General features: G+C 69.4%; 18 protein-coding genes. 7 read left to right on the top strand and 11 right to left on the bottom strand.

Going from position 1 to position 15,954, the window contains the following annotated elements; translation table 11 throughout:
- Nucleotides 1-48 precede the first annotated feature (48 nt).
- Nucleotides 49-804, bottom strand: coding sequence for a hypothetical protein (locus ACFYTQ_RS22095; protein WP_387363862.1), 756 nt, complete (start codon nucleotides 802-804; stop codon nucleotides 49-51).
- A gap of 214 nt (nucleotides 805-1,018) precedes the next feature.
- On the opposite strand from ACFYTQ_RS22095, the gene ACFYTQ_RS22090 reads away from it, so the two are divergent.
- Nucleotides 1,019-1,441, top strand: a complete 423-nt coding sequence (locus tag ACFYTQ_RS22090; protein WP_387363859.1) for a DUF4440 domain-containing protein — start codon at nucleotides 1,019-1,021, stop codon at nucleotides 1,439-1,441.
- Nucleotides 1,442-1,529: 88 nt separating this feature from the next.
- On the opposite strand, the gene ACFYTQ_RS22085 is transcribed toward ACFYTQ_RS22090, so the two are convergent.
- The gene (locus tag ACFYTQ_RS22085; RefSeq protein ID WP_387363856.1) at nucleotides 1,530-2,345 is read right to left on the bottom strand and encodes a GNAT family N-acetyltransferase; all 816 of its coding nucleotides are present in this window, start codon (nucleotides 2,343-2,345) and stop codon (nucleotides 1,530-1,532) included.
- A gap of 43 nt (nucleotides 2,346-2,388) precedes the next feature.
- Nucleotides 2,389-2,640, bottom strand: coding sequence for a hypothetical protein (locus ACFYTQ_RS22080; RefSeq protein WP_387363854.1), 252 nt, complete (start codon nucleotides 2,638-2,640; stop codon nucleotides 2,389-2,391).
- Between the two features lie 281 nt (nucleotides 2,641-2,921).
- On the opposite strand from ACFYTQ_RS22080, the gene ACFYTQ_RS22075 reads away from it, so the two are divergent.
- The gene (locus tag ACFYTQ_RS22075) at nucleotides 2,922-3,653 is read left to right on the top strand and encodes a hypothetical protein (RefSeq protein ID WP_387363851.1); all 732 of its coding nucleotides are present in this window, start codon (nucleotides 2,922-2,924) and stop codon (nucleotides 3,651-3,653) included.
- An 89-nt stretch (nucleotides 3,654-3,742) separates the two neighbouring features.
- Here ACFYTQ_RS22075 and ACFYTQ_RS22070 read toward each other — a convergent pair whose 3' ends face one another.
- The gene (locus ACFYTQ_RS22070; RefSeq protein ID WP_387363848.1) at nucleotides 3,743-4,867 is read right to left on the bottom strand and encodes an acyl-CoA dehydrogenase family protein; all 1,125 of its coding nucleotides are present in this window, start codon (nucleotides 4,865-4,867) and stop codon (nucleotides 3,743-3,745) included.
- A gap of 9 nt (nucleotides 4,868-4,876) precedes the next feature.
- Nucleotides 4,877-6,049, bottom strand: coding sequence for an acyl-CoA dehydrogenase family protein (locus ACFYTQ_RS22065; protein ID WP_387363845.1), 1,173 nt, complete (start codon nucleotides 6,047-6,049; stop codon nucleotides 4,877-4,879).
- A 145-nt stretch (nucleotides 6,050-6,194) separates the two neighbouring features.
- Here ACFYTQ_RS22065 and ACFYTQ_RS22060 point away from each other — a divergent pair, with 145 nt between their 5' ends.
- Nucleotides 6,195-6,953, top strand: coding sequence for a hypothetical protein (locus ACFYTQ_RS22060; protein WP_387363842.1), 759 nt, complete (start codon nucleotides 6,195-6,197; stop codon nucleotides 6,951-6,953).
- A 154-nt stretch (nucleotides 6,954-7,107) separates the two neighbouring features.
- Nucleotides 7,108-7,902, top strand: a complete 795-nt coding sequence (locus ACFYTQ_RS22055) for an SDR family oxidoreductase (protein ID WP_387363839.1) — start codon at nucleotides 7,108-7,110, stop codon at nucleotides 7,900-7,902.
- A 1-nt stretch (nucleotide 7,903) separates the two neighbouring features.
- Here the strand turns inward: ACFYTQ_RS22055 and ACFYTQ_RS22050 are convergent, their stop codons facing one another.
- Nucleotides 7,904-9,661: a DEAD/DEAH box helicase gene (locus ACFYTQ_RS22050; RefSeq protein WP_387363836.1), complete on the bottom strand. Its 1,758-nt coding sequence runs from the start codon at nucleotides 9,659-9,661 to the stop codon at nucleotides 7,904-7,906.
- A 554-nt stretch (nucleotides 9,662-10,215) separates the two neighbouring features.
- Between ACFYTQ_RS22050 and ACFYTQ_RS22045 the strand changes: the two genes are divergently transcribed.
- Nucleotides 10,216-10,683 carry a hypothetical protein gene (locus tag ACFYTQ_RS22045; protein WP_387363833.1) on the top strand — a complete coding sequence of 156 codons (468 nt, stop codon included), beginning with the start codon at nucleotides 10,216-10,218 and terminating at the stop codon, nucleotides 10,681-10,683.
- 22 nt (nucleotides 10,684-10,705) lie between these two features.
- Here the strand turns inward: ACFYTQ_RS22045 and ACFYTQ_RS22040 are convergent, their stop codons facing one another.
- Nucleotides 10,706-11,050 (bottom strand): hypothetical protein, encoded by a 345-nt coding sequence (locus ACFYTQ_RS22040; RefSeq protein WP_387363830.1) that lies wholly within the window; start codon nucleotides 11,048-11,050, stop codon nucleotides 10,706-10,708.
- Between the two features lie 178 nt (nucleotides 11,051-11,228).
- Between ACFYTQ_RS22040 and ACFYTQ_RS22035 the strand changes: the two genes are divergently transcribed.
- Nucleotides 11,229-12,182, top strand: coding sequence for a carbon-nitrogen hydrolase family protein (locus tag ACFYTQ_RS22035; protein WP_387363827.1), 954 nt, complete (start codon nucleotides 11,229-11,231; stop codon nucleotides 12,180-12,182).
- A 13-nt stretch (nucleotides 12,183-12,195) separates the two neighbouring features.
- Entirely contained in the window at nucleotides 12,196-12,831 is a 636-nt protein-coding gene (locus tag ACFYTQ_RS22030; RefSeq protein ID WP_387363824.1) for a phosphoribosyltransferase, read from the top strand.
- Nucleotides 12,832-12,838: 7 nt separating this feature from the next.
- Here the strand turns inward: ACFYTQ_RS22030 and ACFYTQ_RS22025 are convergent, their stop codons facing one another.
- From ACFYTQ_RS22025 to ACFYTQ_RS22010, 4 genes are read right to left on the bottom strand one after another with little or no spacing between them, the layout of a single operon-like run.
- Complete coding sequence (locus ACFYTQ_RS22025) at nucleotides 12,839-13,597, bottom strand: ESX secretion-associated protein EspG (RefSeq protein ID WP_387363821.1); 759 nt, start codon at nucleotides 13,595-13,597, stop codon at nucleotides 12,839-12,841.
- The gene (locus ACFYTQ_RS22020) at nucleotides 13,594-14,904 is read right to left on the bottom strand and encodes a hypothetical protein (protein ID WP_387363819.1); all 1,311 of its coding nucleotides are present in this window, start codon (nucleotides 14,902-14,904) and stop codon (nucleotides 13,594-13,596) included. Before ACFYTQ_RS22020 ends, ACFYTQ_RS22025 begins: the two co-directional genes overlap by 4 nt.
- The gene (locus tag ACFYTQ_RS22015) at nucleotides 14,897-15,307 is read right to left on the bottom strand and encodes a hypothetical protein (protein ID WP_387363816.1); all 411 of its coding nucleotides are present in this window, start codon (nucleotides 15,305-15,307) and stop codon (nucleotides 14,897-14,899) included. Before ACFYTQ_RS22015 ends, ACFYTQ_RS22020 begins: the two co-directional genes overlap by 8 nt.
- Nucleotides 15,273-15,953, bottom strand: coding sequence for an alpha/beta hydrolase (locus tag ACFYTQ_RS22010; protein WP_387363814.1), 681 nt, complete (start codon nucleotides 15,951-15,953; stop codon nucleotides 15,273-15,275). Before ACFYTQ_RS22010 ends, ACFYTQ_RS22015 begins: the two co-directional genes overlap by 35 nt.
- Nucleotide 15,954: the final 1 nt, after the last annotated feature.

The following is a 15,954-nucleotide window of genomic DNA, read 5'->3' as shown; positions in this document are numbered from 1 at the left end:
ATCACAAAATGTTCAGGCTGGCCGGGACCTGTATCCCACACGGGACCGTCAGTGCCGACGGTTACCCTGAGACGGGTCGGCGGATTCGATCTGCCGGAGCTGGGCCGCGAACGCCGCGTGTTCGGCGGTCTGGCTATCGCTCGGGTGATCGATCCACCAGCCCGGCCCCCACCGCAGCACCCTGCCGTACAAGGTCAACAAGAGACCTTCCTCGAAATCGGTTGCCGGCACCCGGATGTCGCGAACCAGCGGATCGGGGTCGAATCCGCCGTCGAAACGACCCTTGCCGGGCGCATACCGCCTGGGGAGCTCATCCCAGCAATCGAAGAACACCCACCGACCCCCGTCGGCCGGGGCGTAACACAACACGCGCCTGCCCACCAGCAAGCTCGGTGCGCCGAAGGCGGCCTCGACCTCACCGCGCCGCACGTCACGGACACCCACCCATTCCCGCAGACGAGTCAGCGGCAGCCACTCCTCCGCGGTGAGCAGCCGCTCGACCGGCAGATAGCCCAGGCGGTGATACACCTCGGCGTACACCGAAGCCACCTCGTCCGTGCAGCGGCGCTCTACATCGAAGACCGCCGCGAAAGGACCGTGGACTCCGAGTTTTCCGAAGCCCCGCAAGAACTTTCGAACCTGTTCGTATTCATCGTCGCGCTCGTCCAGATAGCACAGATCTCCAAGCCGTTCGCCGGCCACCGACTCCATCTCCGGACCGGACCGGGCGTACATCCCCGGCCGGGCGAACACCTGCCGCGCCTCTGTCAACCAACGCCGCTTCAGATCTTCCGACGACCGCACCCACCGAGCCTAGCCAGAACACACCCCGCATGCCGCGTATCCGCCGGTCTCGGACACCGTCGGATCGCGGTGGAATCGCCACGGCCGGTTGACTTCCCGCCGATGGGAGTCGCGGCTACCGCCGACGCCCGACCTCGGGTCGACGACGCGCCCTTGACCTCGAGTGAACTTCAGCTTCTAGGTTCGGGATGGACCACCGAGAACGGAGCACACCATGACCACCCGACCCACTCTGTCCGACCCGGCCACCGAGGCGGAGGCACACGCGATCGCCGCGAACCTGGCGGCGGAACTCCAGCAGGCGGTCGAGCTCTCCGACGCCGACCGCTACGACAACTCCTTCGCCGCCGACATCCTCTGGGGCTCCCCCTTCGGCGCCACCGTCACCGGTTACCCCCACCTCAACGCCATCCACCACCAACTCATGCGCGACCGGATCGCCCCCGCCTCGACCTTCGAGGTCGTGACCGCCACCAGCCCCGCCCCCAACGTCGTCATCACCCAAATCCGCAGGCGCGCAACCGATCCCACAGCCTTCTCCGAACTGGCCCTCTACATCCTGATCCACCGCGACAACCACTGGTGGCTCGCCGCCGCCCAGAACACCCCCATCGACCCCACCCGCGTCCCCAACTGAACCAACCCAACCGCACCCCTTATTCGAATCCGCACCCGTTGTAGGGCCGTGCAGCGGGTGCGGATTCGAACAAAGGGTGCGGCTGGGGTTACTCGAAAGCGTAGTGGGCGTAGGTGCGGACCGGTTCGTAGCCGATGGCTCGGTAGATCTTGTTGGAGGTGGGGTTGGCGAGGTCGGCGAAGAGGCAGACGCGGGTGCCGCGGTCGAGGAGCCATTGGGAGACATGGGCGGTCAGGGCGGCGGCGTAGCCGTTGCGGCGTTCCTCCGGTGGGGTGTAGACCGGGCCGATCCGGCTCCAGCCGTAGGCGCGGGCCTGGTGGGCGGCCATCGAGACGGGGCGACCGTCCCGCTCCCACAACCAGAGTCGGCCCAGGGCGATGCGGACCCGGACGGCGGCGCGATCCATGCCGACGCCCACCTCCGCGCGCATACCGTCGAGCCAGCGGACGCACAGCTCGAGATCGGCGTCGACCGCGCGGCGCACCGACCCGGCCGCCTCCGGCGCGCGCAGGGTTCCGAGCCGATACAGCCTGCTGGCGAAGTCCATCCGGAACTTGCTGCCGTGCAACGCCGTCCACTGTTCGGCGAAGACCAGGGCGATGCCCGGCGCGGCCTCCACCCCCGGCGCGGTGGGTTCCCGTTCGGCGAAGCTGCGGGCCAGTTCCGGCACGATCGGATCGGGCACGTCGCTGAGATACACACCCTGCCCGCCGGTTCGCATACCCGCGCCGATCACATCGTCCCCGGCGGTCACGGCCGCGAACAGCACGTGCCCGTCGCTCAGTCCGCTGACGAAATTGTCGACAGCGGTGGCGACCACGGTGTGCCGCAACGGATCACGCGACAGGAACTCCCCCGCCCGACGCCGGAACTCACCGGCGTCCTCGGTCAGCTCGATCCTCATACATGTTCACGGTAGGCGCGAATGCCCGCCGAGCCCAGGGAATTCAGCGTTCGGCGTGCGCGTCGGCGCGCAGCTTCAACAACACCAGACCGGCCGTGCAGGCGAGGATCAGTCCGGCGACCGTGATCTCCACGCGCAGACCCGCGATGCCGAGCACCGCGCCGGTCAGTCCGCCCAGGAAGATCGACCACGCCAGCACGCGGGAGACGATCGCCCACCCGGTGCGGCCGGATTCGGTTGCGCCCGAATCGTTGTCCGACACCGCACGCAGCGGGGATGTCGAATATGCTCCCATCATCACTCCTCGATGACGCCCGTCGGGGGTTTGCGACATTCGCGGTTGTCCCTCAATACATTTCGGGCGTCTCACGTGTAACTTTGCTCACACGGTACGACTCCGTTGCGGAATCTTCACACGACACGTGCCCGCGACACGCTGAAGTAATCAATTCGATATATGAATCAGTAATGTTTGACATTACCCCCGGGTATCTTGCCGACCGACCGGCCTGCCTAGCCCGATGCCTCGACCTCGATTAAGGTGAGGCGACTCGACAATTGAGGAGCACCACTCGCATGGACGGCAGCAGGGAGAGCGCGGGTGATCGCGCCGACGACACCTCACGCCGGCTGACCGCCAAGGTGACGGGTCCCGCGATCGCCGCGGGCGCGGTCTCGCTCGGTTTGGTTCTGATCGGTTCGTGCGGTCTGGGACATCAGGACATCTATGTCGCACCGCCGCCGCTGAATTCGGACCTCCAGAGCGCCCAGCCCGGCACCCGCTCCACGAGCACCACCCCCGGCGTGCTCATTCCGCCGTCGCCCACCTGGCGCATCGCGATCAACACGCCCCCGCGCCGCACCCCGACCAGCGCCACCACCTCCACCACCACGAGCAATCCCCCGGTGGAACCGGCCGACGGCCAGCCCCGCCCCGCCGAACCGGCCCGCAACGAGTCCCCCGCTCCGGCACCGGAACCGCCGCACAACGAATCCCCTGCCGCCGTACCGGAACCACAGCGCAACGAATCCCCCGCCGCCGCACCGGATCTGCCGCGCAACGAATCCCCGGCTGCCGCACCGGAACCGCCCCGCCCCGTCGAGGCCCCCGAGGATCCGGAGACCACCAAGAACCTCCCGATCACCCCTTCGGCCACCCCCACCGAGGATTCCCCCCTCCCTTCGGCCACCTCAGAACAACCCACCCCCGCGCGAACCCCGGCCCCCACCTCCCAGCCGACCACCCCCGCCGCGGCCCCCCACGAAACCCCCACCCTCCGAGCCGAACCCGCCACCCACACCGACTGACCCCAGCCGCACCCCTTCTCGAGATCCGCACCCCTTACATGGCTCTGTAAGGGGTGCGGATTCGGATAAGGGGTGCGGCTGGGTTGCCGTTACAGCTCTACGAGGTCGTAGGTGGGGGTGTGGGCGGTGAGGATGTGGAGGTGGTCCAGGGGGGCGCCGAGGGTGCGTTCCAGGGCCGTGAGGCGGGCGGCGTAGTGGCTCACGGGGTATTCGGTGGTGATGCCGATGCCGCCGTGCATCTGGATGGACTCCTGGGCGATGTGCCGGCCGGAGCGGGCCACCTGGAGCCGGGCGCGGGACAGGGCGATCGGGTTCACCGTGCCGTCGGCCAGGGAGGCGGTGGCGTAGTAGCTCATGCTGCGGGCCAGCTCCAGCGAGACGTACAGGTTGGCGGCGCGCTGGGTGAGGGTCTGGAACTTCGACAGCGTGACGCCGAACTGCTTGCGCGTCTTCAAGTATTCGGTCGTCAGCCGCAGCGCCTCGGCCATGGCACCGACGGATTCGGCGCACAGGGCGGCCTGGGCGACCCCGATCTCGTCGGCGACGGCGGCACTCGCGTCGCCCTCCCCGAGCAGTTCCGCGGGGGCCGAGGCGAATTCGACCTGCGCGCCGCGGCGGCCGTCGAACGTGCGGTACGGCGTGCGGGTCACGCCCTCGGCATCGGCCGCGACCAGGAACAGTCCGGTGCCGCCGTCCGGCAGCGCCGCGCTGACCACCAGCTCGTCGGCGCAATCACCGTGCGCCACCGGGTTTTTGGTGCCGGTGAGCCGATAGCCGTCGCCGTCGACTGTCGCCGTGGTCGCCACCGTCACGGCGGGCCAGCGCGAACCGGGCTCGTCGTGGGCGAAGGCGAGCAGCTTCGCGCCGCTCACCACCTCCGGCAGCACCCGCTGACGCTGCTCGGCCGTACCGGCGCGGGCGATCAGCCCGCCGGGCAGCAGCACCGCGTCCACCAGCGGTTCGGGCGCAAGGCGGCGGCCGATCTCCTCGACCACGACCATCGTCTCGACCGGACCCGCGCCGACGCCGCCGTCCTCCTCGCTGAAACTCAGGCCCAGCACGCCCAATTCGGCCAGCTGGGACCACACCTCGCGGCTCCAGCCCAGATCGGTGTCGACGACCTTGAGCCGGGTCTCCGGGTCGTAGGCGCGGGTCAGCAGATCCCGGACCGTGTCGCGCAACAGGCCCTGTTCATCGGTGAGTTCGAAATCCATTGCGGCGCCTCACAATCCGAGAATGGTGGAGGCGATGATGGTGCGCTGCACCTCGCTCGAGCCTCCGTAGATGGTGGTCTTGCGGTAGTTCAGATAGGACGGCCCGCTGCGCTGGGCCCAGTCCGGGGAACCGATGCCCTCGGCGTTCACCGGGAGCGCGTCCGGGCCGGCGATGTCGAGCAGCAGCTCGGTGGCGGCCTGCTGAAGTTCCGAACCGCGCAGCTTGAGCACCGACGAGACCGGATTCGGCCGTCCCTCCTGGGAATTGGCGACCACCCGCAACAGCGTCAGCTCCAGCGCGAGCAGTTCGTTCTCCAATTCCGCGATGCGGGAGGCGAACAGCGGATCCTCGAGCAGGGTGCCGTCGCCGACCGAGGTCTTCGCCGCGTACTCCTTGGCGACGGCGAGCTTGACCTTGGTGCGGCCCACGCCGGTGATGCCGGTGCGCTCGTTGCCCAGCAGGAACTTGGCGTAGGTCCAGCCCATGTTCTCCTCGCCGACGAGCTGGTCGGCGGGCACGCGGACGTTCTCGAAGAAGACCTCGTTCACCTCGTGATGTCCGTCGATCAGTTTGATCGGGCGGATGGTCACGCCGGGGGTCTTGACGTCGAACAGCAGCAGCGAGATGCCCGCCTGCTTCTTCGGCGCCTGCGGATCGGTGCGGACCAGGCAGAAGATCCAGTCGGCGTACTGGGCGAGGGTGGTCCAGATCTTCTGACCGTTGACGATGTAGGAGTCGCCGTCGCGCACGGCGGTGGTGCGCAGCGAGGCGAGGTCCGACCCCGCGTCCGGTTCGGAGAAGCCCTGGCACCACCAGATGTCGAGGGCGGCGGTCGGCGGGAGGAAGCGCTCCTTGAGTTCCTGCGAGCCGAATTGCGCGATCACCGGGCCGATCATGTTGGCGTTGAACGTCAGCGGCTCGGGCACGCACGCCAGTTGCAGCTCGTCCTCCCAGATGTGGCGCTGGATCGGCGTCCAGTCCTTGCCGCCCCACTCGACCGGCCAGTTCGGCACGGCCAGGCCGTGCTCGTGCAGGATCTTGTGCGAGGTGACGATGTCGTCGCGGGAGAGCTCTCTGCCGTATTTGATCTTGTCACGGATCTCCGCCGGAATCTTGGTCCGGTAGAGCTCCCGCAGTTCGTCCCGGAAGGCCACCTCATCGGGTGACAAGGCAAGTTTCATGGGCGTCTCCCACCGTGTTCGGACTGTCCGTGATCAAACCTACCCCTCGGTAATGGAGGGTTGTCCGCTGGATCACAGTCTGCCCGGGGTGGCGTGGATGTAACCGAGGCGGCGCGATCCGTTGACGAACTGGTACGTTGCTCGGATGACCGGCAGGACCATCGCGCGCCTGGCCGTGACCGCGGCCGCCCTCGCAGTGGGGGCGGCGGCCACGTTCGGCAGCGCCATCGCGGAACCCGCGCAATCCCCCCTCGACACCGCGATCGAGCGGCTGACCGCCACGGCGGGCGACGATCCGGCGGCCCGGGCCGGGGTCGAGTCCACCGCGAGGGCCGCGCATCTCATCACCGCCGCGCACCTGGAGCAGGTCGCGGGCGGTTTCGCGCCGTTCGCGTACCAGGCGCCGACGGTCGGCTGCGGCGACACCTTCTTCACCCTGACCGCCGCCTCGGGGATCTCGGGCGAGGCCGGGTCGACGCGCGGCATCGCGGGCGCCCCGGGCACCCTGACCTTCCAGGCCACCCCCGCCGTGACGGGCTTCCCGATCTCCTCGGGCCTGACCGTCGCCTGGGTGAACGTCAACAACGGCCGCGCCGGAATCGACCCGCTCGACGATCTCACCGACTACCACCTGCCCGGCCTGTCCAAGACGGTCGAAACCGGCGCGGGCACCATCGTCGCCACCATGTGGGGCACGATCAACTACCCGACCTCCCTGTGCGTGATGACCCCGACCGTCGGCATGTTCAGCGTCGCCGACGAGCCCCTACCGTCGGACCCCAATGCCGCTCCGGCCCAACCGGTTCCGAGCCCGTCCGCCGCACCGGGGCGACCCGCACCGCGTTCGGGCACGACGGACGACAAGGGCGCGCCGGGCGAGAACGGGCCGGTTACGCCCAACTGATCCGGGGACGCCCGCGTTCCCCCGGCTGTGTCGAGGCACGAGCGTCCGGCGAGGCCGGGCCAGTCGTCGCGAAAACAGGTTGACGCCGAGCGCGCGCCGATGATGTCGTCGACGTGTCAGCCGATGTGCGGGACGCGGGCGAAGGGGTGAGCCGATGCCGGGGGAACTGTCGGGGCGCGTCGCGATCGTCACGGGGGTGAGCCGACGGCGGGGAATCGGCTTCGCGGTCGCGCGGCGCTTGGCCGCCATGGGCGCGAATCTCCTTGTGACGCATTGGGTTCCGCACGACGAGGCGCAGCCGTGGGGCGCGGACGACATCGGCGCGGTCCGGCGGGAACTCGCGGCGGTGACCCGGATATTTGATATGAGTGTGGATTTCGCCGATCCCGTCGCACCGGAGCGCGTAATGGCCGCCGCCGCAAGCGAATTCGGTCACGTGGACATCCTGGTGGCCGATCACGCGCGCAGCGGCGGCGACGGCACCCTGCTCGACATCGACGCCGACATGCTGGACACCCATTGGGCCGTCGACGCGCGCTCGGTGCTGTTGCTCACCCGCGAGTTCGCGCGGCGCTACCGCCCCGAACGCGACGCGGTCACCGATCGCGGGCGGGTGGTGTGGCTGACGTCCGGACAGCATCTGGGCCCGCTGCCGGGCGAAATCGCCTATGCCGCAGCGAAATCCGTGCTGGCCGGGCTGACCGCCACCGTCGCCGCCGAACTCGTCGAGCGGGGCATCCTGCTCAACACCGTCAACCCGGGGCCCGTCGACACCGGATACCTCTCCCCCGAGGGCCTGGACCGCCTTCGGCGGGCCTTCCCGCGCGGCGAGGCCGGGCATCCGGACGATCCGGCGCGGCTCATCGCCTGGCTGGTGTCCGATGCGGGGCGCTGGGTGGTCGGGCAGGTGCTCGACTCCGAGGGCGGATTCCGCCGGGGGCCTTCGTGATTCAGGAACGGGGCTTGCGGCGGTCCGGGCGTTTGGGGTCGCGGCGATGGTTGCGGGGCATCGCGCGGTGGTTGGGTGGGCCCTGATCGAGTTGGAGTTGGATGAGTTGGCCGCTGATTCTGGTGCGGCGCAAAGCATCCAGGGTTTCCGGGGGGAGATCGGCGGGCAGTTCCACCAGGCTGTGGTCGGGGCGGATGCTGATGTGGCCGAAGTCGCTGCGGCGCAGGCCGCCCTCGTTGGCGATCGCGCCGACGATCGCGCCGGGGACCACGCGGTGTCGCTTGCCGACCGCGATGCGGTAGGTCGCCATCTCGCCGCCGGTGACGCGGTTCGGGCCGGCGGGTGCGCCGGGCTCGCGGCGGCGGTCCCGGTCGCGGCGGCCGCGTTCGGGCTCCGGCTCGGGTTCCATGAAGAAGTTCTCGCCGTCGTGCGCGCCCACGGCCAGCGCGGCGGCGATATCGGCGAGCGGGATGTTGTGCTCGGCCTCGTAGTCCTCGATGAGCTTGCGGAACAGCGCCAGATTGTCGGAGGCGAGGTTCTCGGTGATGGCGTCCTGGAACTTCACCACGCGCTGGGCGTTGACGTCCTCGACCGTGGGCAGCTGCATCTCGGTGAGCGGCTGGCGGGTGGCGCGTTCGATGGCGTCGAGCAGGCGGCGTTCGCGCGGGGCGACGAACAGCAGCGCCTCACCGGTGCGGCCCGCGCGGCCGGTGCGGCCGATGCGGTGCACATAGGACTCGGTGTCGTGCGGGATGTCGTAGTTGACCACGTGCGAGATGCGGTCCACGTCGAGTCCGCGGGCGGCCACGTCGGTGGCGACCAGGATGTCCAGCGATCCGGCCTTGAGCTGGCCGATGGTCCGCTCGCGCTGGTTCTGCGCGATGTCGCCGTTGATGGCCGCGGCGGAATAGCCACGGGCGCGGAGCTTTTCGGCCAGTTCCTCGGTGGCCTGCTTGGTGCGTACGAAGATGATCATCGCCTCGAAGGACTCGACCTCGAGGATGCGGGTGAGCGCGTCGAGCTTGCGCTGATGCGACACCTGCACGTAGCGCTGGGTGATGTTGGTGTTGGTGGTCGTCTTGGTCTTGACCGTGATCTCGACCGGATCCTTCAGATACTGCTTGGAGATCTTGCGGATCGCGGACGGCATGGTCGCCGAGAACAGGGCCACCTGCTTGTCGGCCGGGGTGTCGGCGAGAATCCGCTCGACGTCCTCCTGGAAGCCCATCTTGAGCATCTCGTCGGCCTCGTCGAGCACCAGATACCGCAGCTGGGTCAGATCCAGCGTGCCGCGCTCGAGGTGATCGATGATGCGCCCCGGCGTGCCGACCACCACCTGCGCGCCCCGGCGCAGCCCCGACAACTGCACGGCGTAGTTCTGGCCGCCGTACACCGGCAGCACGTGCACCCCCGGCAGATGCGAGGAGTACCGCCCGAACGCCTCGGCCACTTGGATCGCCAGCTCCCGCGTCGGCGCGAGCACCAGCGCCTGCGGCGCCTTCCCCTTACCCTCGAGCCCCATGAGGATCGGAATCGCGAACGCCGCCGTCTTCCCGGTCCCCGTCTGCGCCAGCCCCACGACATCGGCCCCCGCCAGCAACGGCGGAATCGTCGCCGCCTGGATCGGGGAGGGAGACTCGTAGCCGACATCGGCGATGGCCGCGAGCAGGCGGTCATCGATACCTAGATCGGCGAAGGACGGGTCGGCTGCGTCCCTCTCGTTGTCATGGGCAACGCTGTCGACCGGTGGAGTGTTCATATTGACCAGCAGTTTACTAGCTGACGTTCGACCCACCGCCACTGCTCTCCCGCGACGAGCCACCGAGCCCGCCGATCCTGGACGCTCGTGGGGCACCGACCCGCAATCTCCTCCGGATTTCGTACCGACACAGGGCCACGACCAGCGCCTCCCATGAGAGGCCGCCCCAGCGTGCCGATCATCACACCGCTACTGCGCATCATGTCGTGCCCACGGTTTCAGATCTCAGAACTCGATATGTCGGTGAGTACTCGGCACGCGAACTCGCGAGTCCGAGGTATAGATTTGCCGCATTCGCGGCGAGGGACACAAGATAATGACCCCGCGCGCGTGCGACACCAAATCGTTTGCTACCCAGCGAGTTTCGATCCGTTCAAGCACTCACTGCCCGACGCGTCCGGTTCGCAAAGGTCTTCCGCCAAGTCTCGCCAACGGGGTAGAATGAACCTCGTATTTCGTTGAGCCGCTGGGGGATTCAGGCCAGTCCATCGGCATATAACACTGCGCAACCTCTGGTTCGCGGGGGGCAAGTAGGAAACTGGGAGGGGATTGTTGTGCCTGTTCGCGTGATGCAACTCGCTATGTTCGTGTGCCTGATGATGTGCCCGGCACTGTCGGCTCCGGCGACCGCCGTCGGCGCCGCGCAACTGACCGCTCCCGGGCTCACGACGACCGGCTGGCAGGCGAGGACACCTCAACCTCAACCGATCCAAGCACCACCTTCGCACTGCAATGACCACATTCACTTCCGGGTGATTCGTGGTGGTGACGAGTGGTCGGTGCGAATCCTCGGCACGGATCTGTCCCCCGTGGTCAACGACGATTCCGGTGTCGCCTTCATCGACTACAGCGACGGGAACGGTCATCACGATACGGTCAAGATCTGGTGGGACAATCAGGGCCATCCGCTGAATTACCGGCTGGACCTAGCGGGGAACAGCGCGGATGTGTACGTCTCGATCATGGATCACGAGGAGCGGTACATAGGCTGTTTCTCCAACGTGCATTTGACGCGTCCGTGAGCATCGCCGAGTCGGACCCGCTTCAATCAGTGGGTTCGACTCCGCGCGGGCCGTGATCTCCGATCCGCTGGATCTTGACGTCCGCACCGACCGCACGGCCCAGCTCCCAGCGAAACGCCATGATGTGCCCCGCAGCCTGCCTGAGCTGGGATTCGGCCAGAGTCAGGTGCGAGTCGTCGCCGGTGGGAACGAGTTCTGCTGTGCGACGGGCCGTTTCGGCCACCAGATCGCTCAGGGCCGACACGACCGCGAGCAATGATGCGGTGGTTTCGTAGATCTCCCGCGAGGTCATGTCGGTGGCGGGAGTGGCTTGTCTTACCACCGCAGCCAAGTCGTGGATCTTTCCGATGTCGACAGCTTCGGTCACCGTGTCGCGTTCCTCGCTGGTAGGTCAGATCGAACATGCTGGAGTGGTACTCGCCCAGGCTACCGTCGGTCGCTGCTCGACCACCCGACAACTCGAAACCGATGTGGTTTACAACAATCCCGCCCAGCTCGAGGCTCCTGGTGGGCGGGCGGGGCGTCGGGACAATACGGTGAGACGTATGCAACCCCAGCAGTCCGTGTCCGGCGTGGTGCCGTCGGTCGTGATCAGCAGTTCGACGGCCGTGCAGGCCGGTGGGTCGGTTCCGGTGGGTGGGACGGAGGCGGTAGCGGAGCCGAGTCCGGCGCCCGCGCCGGTGCCGACGCCGGCGCGGGCGGTGGATGTGGCCGTGGTGCAGTTCGGGCCGTACACCGACAAGGCGGCGAATCTCGCGATGTTGCGGGAGCATGTGCGGGCGGCGGCGGAGTACGGGGCGCGGGTGGTGGTGGCGCCGGAGTATTCGATGTTCGCGGTGAAACGGCTGGACGAGCGGGTGGTGGCGGCGGCCGAGCCGATCACGGGGGAGTTCGTCTCCGGATTGCGCGGGCTGGCAGCCGAATTCGGGGTGCATCTGGTGGCGGGGGTGGTGGAGGCGCCGGGCGGCGAGGAGAGCGGGCGGATCTACAACACGCTCGTGGCGGCGGGGCCCGAGGCGGACTTCGCGGCGGTGTATCGGAAGGTGCATCTGTACGACGCGTTCGGCTTCCGCGAGTCCGATATCGTGCTGGCGGGCGATATCGCCGATCCGGCCACGTTCACCGTGGACGGGGTGGTGTTCGGCTTGCAGACCTGTTTCGATCTGCGCTTCCCGGAGGGCTGCCGTCGCGTCGCCGCGGCCGGGGCGCACGTGATTCTGCTTCCGGCGCAATGGATTCCGGGTCCGGCCAAGGTGGACCAGTGGACGACGCTGCTGCGCGCGCGGGCCATCGAGAACACCGTCTACGTGGCCGCCGCCGATCAGGCGACGCCGCGCGGGGCGGGCGCGTCGATGATCGTGGATCCGATGGGCGCCGTGCTGGCCGAACTCGGCGAGGCCGACGGCATCGCCACCGCCCGGGTCGACCTCGACCACCTCGAGCAGGTCCGCACCACCAATCCGAGTCTGTCGCTGCGGCGTTTCACCATCTCGCCCTAGACTGGACCGCACCATGATCTACCCCGATCGGGTCGCGGCCGGGCGCGCGCTGGGTGGGTCGCTGACCCACCTGCGGGCGGCGCACCCCCTGGTGCTGGGCCTGCCCCGGGGCGGGGTGCCGGTCGCCGCGGGCGTGCGCTCGGTGATCGGCGGCCAACTCGACGTGCTGCTGGTCCGCAAACTCGGCGTGCCCTGGCAACCCGAACTGGCCATGGGCGCGATCGGCGAGGGCGGCGTCCGCGTCCTCAACGACGACGTCGTCCAGCACACCGGCGTCACCCCCGACCAGCTCGCCGACGTCGAGGACGCCGAACTCACCGAACTCGAACGCCGCCAACGGTTTCTGCGCGCCGAACTCCCGCCCGTCCCCCTCGCCGACCGCACCGCGGTCATCGTCGACGACGGCATGGCCACCGGCGCGACCGTCGCCGTCGCCTGCCGGGTCACCCGCATGCACGCCCCCCGCAGCATCACCGTCGCGGTCCCCGTCTCCTCCATCGAGGCGCTGCACCGCGTCGAACCCCTCGCCGACGAGGTCGTCTGCCCCTTCGTCCCCCGCGTGCTCGGCGGCGTCGGCGGGGCCTACGAGGATTTCCACCAGCTCGAGGACGACGAGGTCGTGGAGTTGTTGCGGGACGGCGCGGGCTGACGCCGGGTCACCACACCGCGTGGTCGGCGATCAGCCGCTCCGCGGCGGCGAGCACCGGACGCAGCTGGGCCGCGAACGCCTCCGCCGTCACCGGGACGATGTCGACATCGGTGCGGGTGCGGATCGCGTACCGCCCGTCGCCCGCCACATCGATCCAGCACAGCACCCCCAGCGGGCGCACCGTATCGTCCGCGCGCCGCACCGACACCACGATCTGCCCGATGCCCTCGCGCGGCTGTTTCAGCAGCCGCCGCATGCGCGCGGAGACCGTCGGACCGGAGACCGGGACGGTCACCAGATCCCGGCTGTCCTCCCGCACCCGGTTCAGCGGCGCGGTGTAGCGCGGCAGGCCACCGGGTTCCCTCTCGGGCAGCACCGAAATCACCCGCGCGGCAAGAGTTCTGGGGTGCCCGACGAACAGCCGCACGGCCTCGCCGCGCTCGGGATCCGCGCCCGCCCGCTGCGCCGCCACCACCGCGACGTGTCCGGCCGTGGCGCCCAGCACGCGGACCGGCTGCGCCTGCTCCGGCGGACCCTGCTCCCCGAAGACCTCGACCCGGATGGCGGGCCGGGCCAGCACCCGCAGCGCCGCCTCCAGATCGGGATCCAGTGTGCGGGCGCACCATTCGTTCAGCGCGGGCAGTTGGGCCGCGCGCTCGTCGCTGGTGCGCGCCGACAGCCGGACCGCCAGCGGATACGGGATGCGATCACCGTCGGTCCGCTCCCACGCCAGCGCGAACTGATCGGGGGTGAGGGTCCATCTCACTCCTCAGCCCATTCCCCCAGCACCGGCGGGGTGGTCGGATCCATCCGGCCCACCAGATCGCCGCCGGGCTCGCCCGGTTCCAGATAGGTGGGCTCGTCGAAGTCGGAGTAGTACTCGTCGTCGTCCTCGTCGTCGAACCGGACGACCTTGGGGCGCACCGGCGTCGCGGCGGCGGGCCGCATGGTGTCACCGCTCGCGGCGAAGGCGCCGGAGGCCAGACCGCCCACCACGCCCGCGCCCATACCGCCGATGGCATCGGTGCCGCCGGTCCCGTTCCCGTCGCGGCGGTCGTCGCGTTTGCGCTGCTGTTCGCTGTCGGCGGCGGCGATCCGGGTGGCAGGGGCCGAGATCGGCGCGGCGGCCGCGGGGGACGCACCGGGCGCACCGCTCGGCGAAACGACATGCGGCGCAGCGGTATTCGACACGGAGGCAGTCGTCGCGGTGACCGGTTCCGATGCCGGAACGGAGACGGGCGTGGTCGCCACGGAGGGCGCGGTCGCAGCCACGGGAGCGGTCGCCGCGGCGGGCGAAGTCGGAACCGCGGCCGAAACCCCTTCGGTCACCTCACCTTTCCGTGCACTCGCCCCATCCGCGACGGATTCGTTTGTCGGCGTGACGGTTTCGGCGACCGGACGCACCACCGCGTCCCCGCCCACCACGGCACCGGGCCGCATGACATCGGCCGAACCGCCCCCGGGCGCGGTCGGATCCGCGGGCCCCTCCACCACCACCGTATTCGGGTACAGCCCGCCGCTGTGGAAGGCGGGCACCTGCGAGCCGGTGGGCAGGAACGTCTGCTCGTACACCGTGTGCATCACCCGCACGGCGTCCAGCCGCAGATTCTCCGCCGTCTTCTGTAGGGCCGTATTCGCGGTGGCCTGCTTGGGATCCAGCAGCGCGGCCTCCAGATCGGGTTGCGCCGCAACCGGTTTCGACAGGGCCGCGCGCAGCGTCTCCGCCGCGTCGTTGGCCTGGTCCAGCCGCTGCCCGACCACGGCCAGCACATCCGAGAGATGTTGTCCCAGTTCCTCGAATGACTGCATCGCCGCCGCCGCCACCGCCGCACCCGGACCGCGCCAGCCGTCGGCCATGGCCCCGCGGATCTCGGCGTGCGCCTGCTGCACCGCCTCCCCCACCCCGGTCGCCGAGCGCTGCCACGCCTGCCGTCCGGCCGTGAGCACCTCCGGCTTCAGTTGCGCCACAGCGCGATAGATCTCGTCGTAGCCGAGATGATCGAACACCTCGCAGTTCGGCGCGTAGTCCGGATCGGTGCCCGGGGTGGCCGCGCGCCCGCCCACCTCATGCATGACCCACCCCCACGGTCTGCGCGCCGATCCGGCCGAGGGCCGTGGCCGCGTCCGAATCGTGCCGCGCGTACACCGCGCCCGCCGCGCGCAGCGTATCCGCGAATTGCCGGGCGGCGTCGGCGTACTCCTGCAACCGTTGCAGCGCCTCGGCGGCCTTGCTCTCGAAACCGCGCCGCAGCGCGTTGCCGGATTCGAAACCGCCGAAGCCGGGCAGCGACACCGCCGCGCGCAGCCCGCCGAGCTGGCTCTCGATCCGTTCGGCCAGTTCCTCGTACCGCTGGGCGCAGCGCTCGTGCGTGCCCTCGGTGACGTGGACGCCGTCGATCCACAGCGTGCCGTCCTCGACCGCCTGCGACAGGGCCGCGACATCAGCGCGCAGATCCGCCTTCTCCTGAGATTGCACCGGTCCCCCTTTCTCGTGCTCGGTTCATCCGGTCGTCATGCCATTCGGCGACGACGCCGTCGATCCACTTCGCGATATCGGCCGTGACCCGTGCGTGTACCGGCTCGTGCAGGAGATCGTGCCCGGCATCGGCGTACTCACGCAAGCCTATCGAGCGCCCGCGCGCGGTCCACTCCCTGATCGGATCGATCGGCGCGCGGCGATCGTCCACGCCGTGCAGTGCCAGCACCGGCGGATGCGCCGGGACCTCGGGCAATGCCGCGACCGCGCGGGCCGGGGTGCCGGTGAGGACCACGGCGGCGCATTCGAGCCACGCGGTCAACGCCGTGGCCGCGCCGAGCGAATGACCCACGACGACGAGCGGCACATCCGGGTGGCGGGCGCGGATCAGATCGGTGAACGCGCGGGCGTCGGCCGCCAATTCCGCGGGGGCGCCGGGATTGTCGGGATCTCCCTCGCTCAGGCCCTGACCCGCGGTGTCCAGGGCCCACGTCTCGATGCCGCGCGCGCTCAACGCGCGCGCGAACCGCTGATAGTGCCCGCTGTGCTGGCCGCTGCCCGGCAGCAGCGCCACCACGGCGCGCGGGCGCGGCACCGCCCGGATCCGGTAGTGCAACCGCCCGCGGCCGCCCTGGAAGTACGGCACC

The organism is Nocardia sp. NPDC004068 (assembly GCF_042874315.1).
Taxonomy (GTDB): domain Bacteria; phylum Actinomycetota; class Actinomycetes; order Mycobacteriales; family Mycobacteriaceae; genus Nocardia.
Note: the sequence above shows the minus strand (reverse complement) of the source record. Positions and strands in the feature narration are given on the sequence as shown.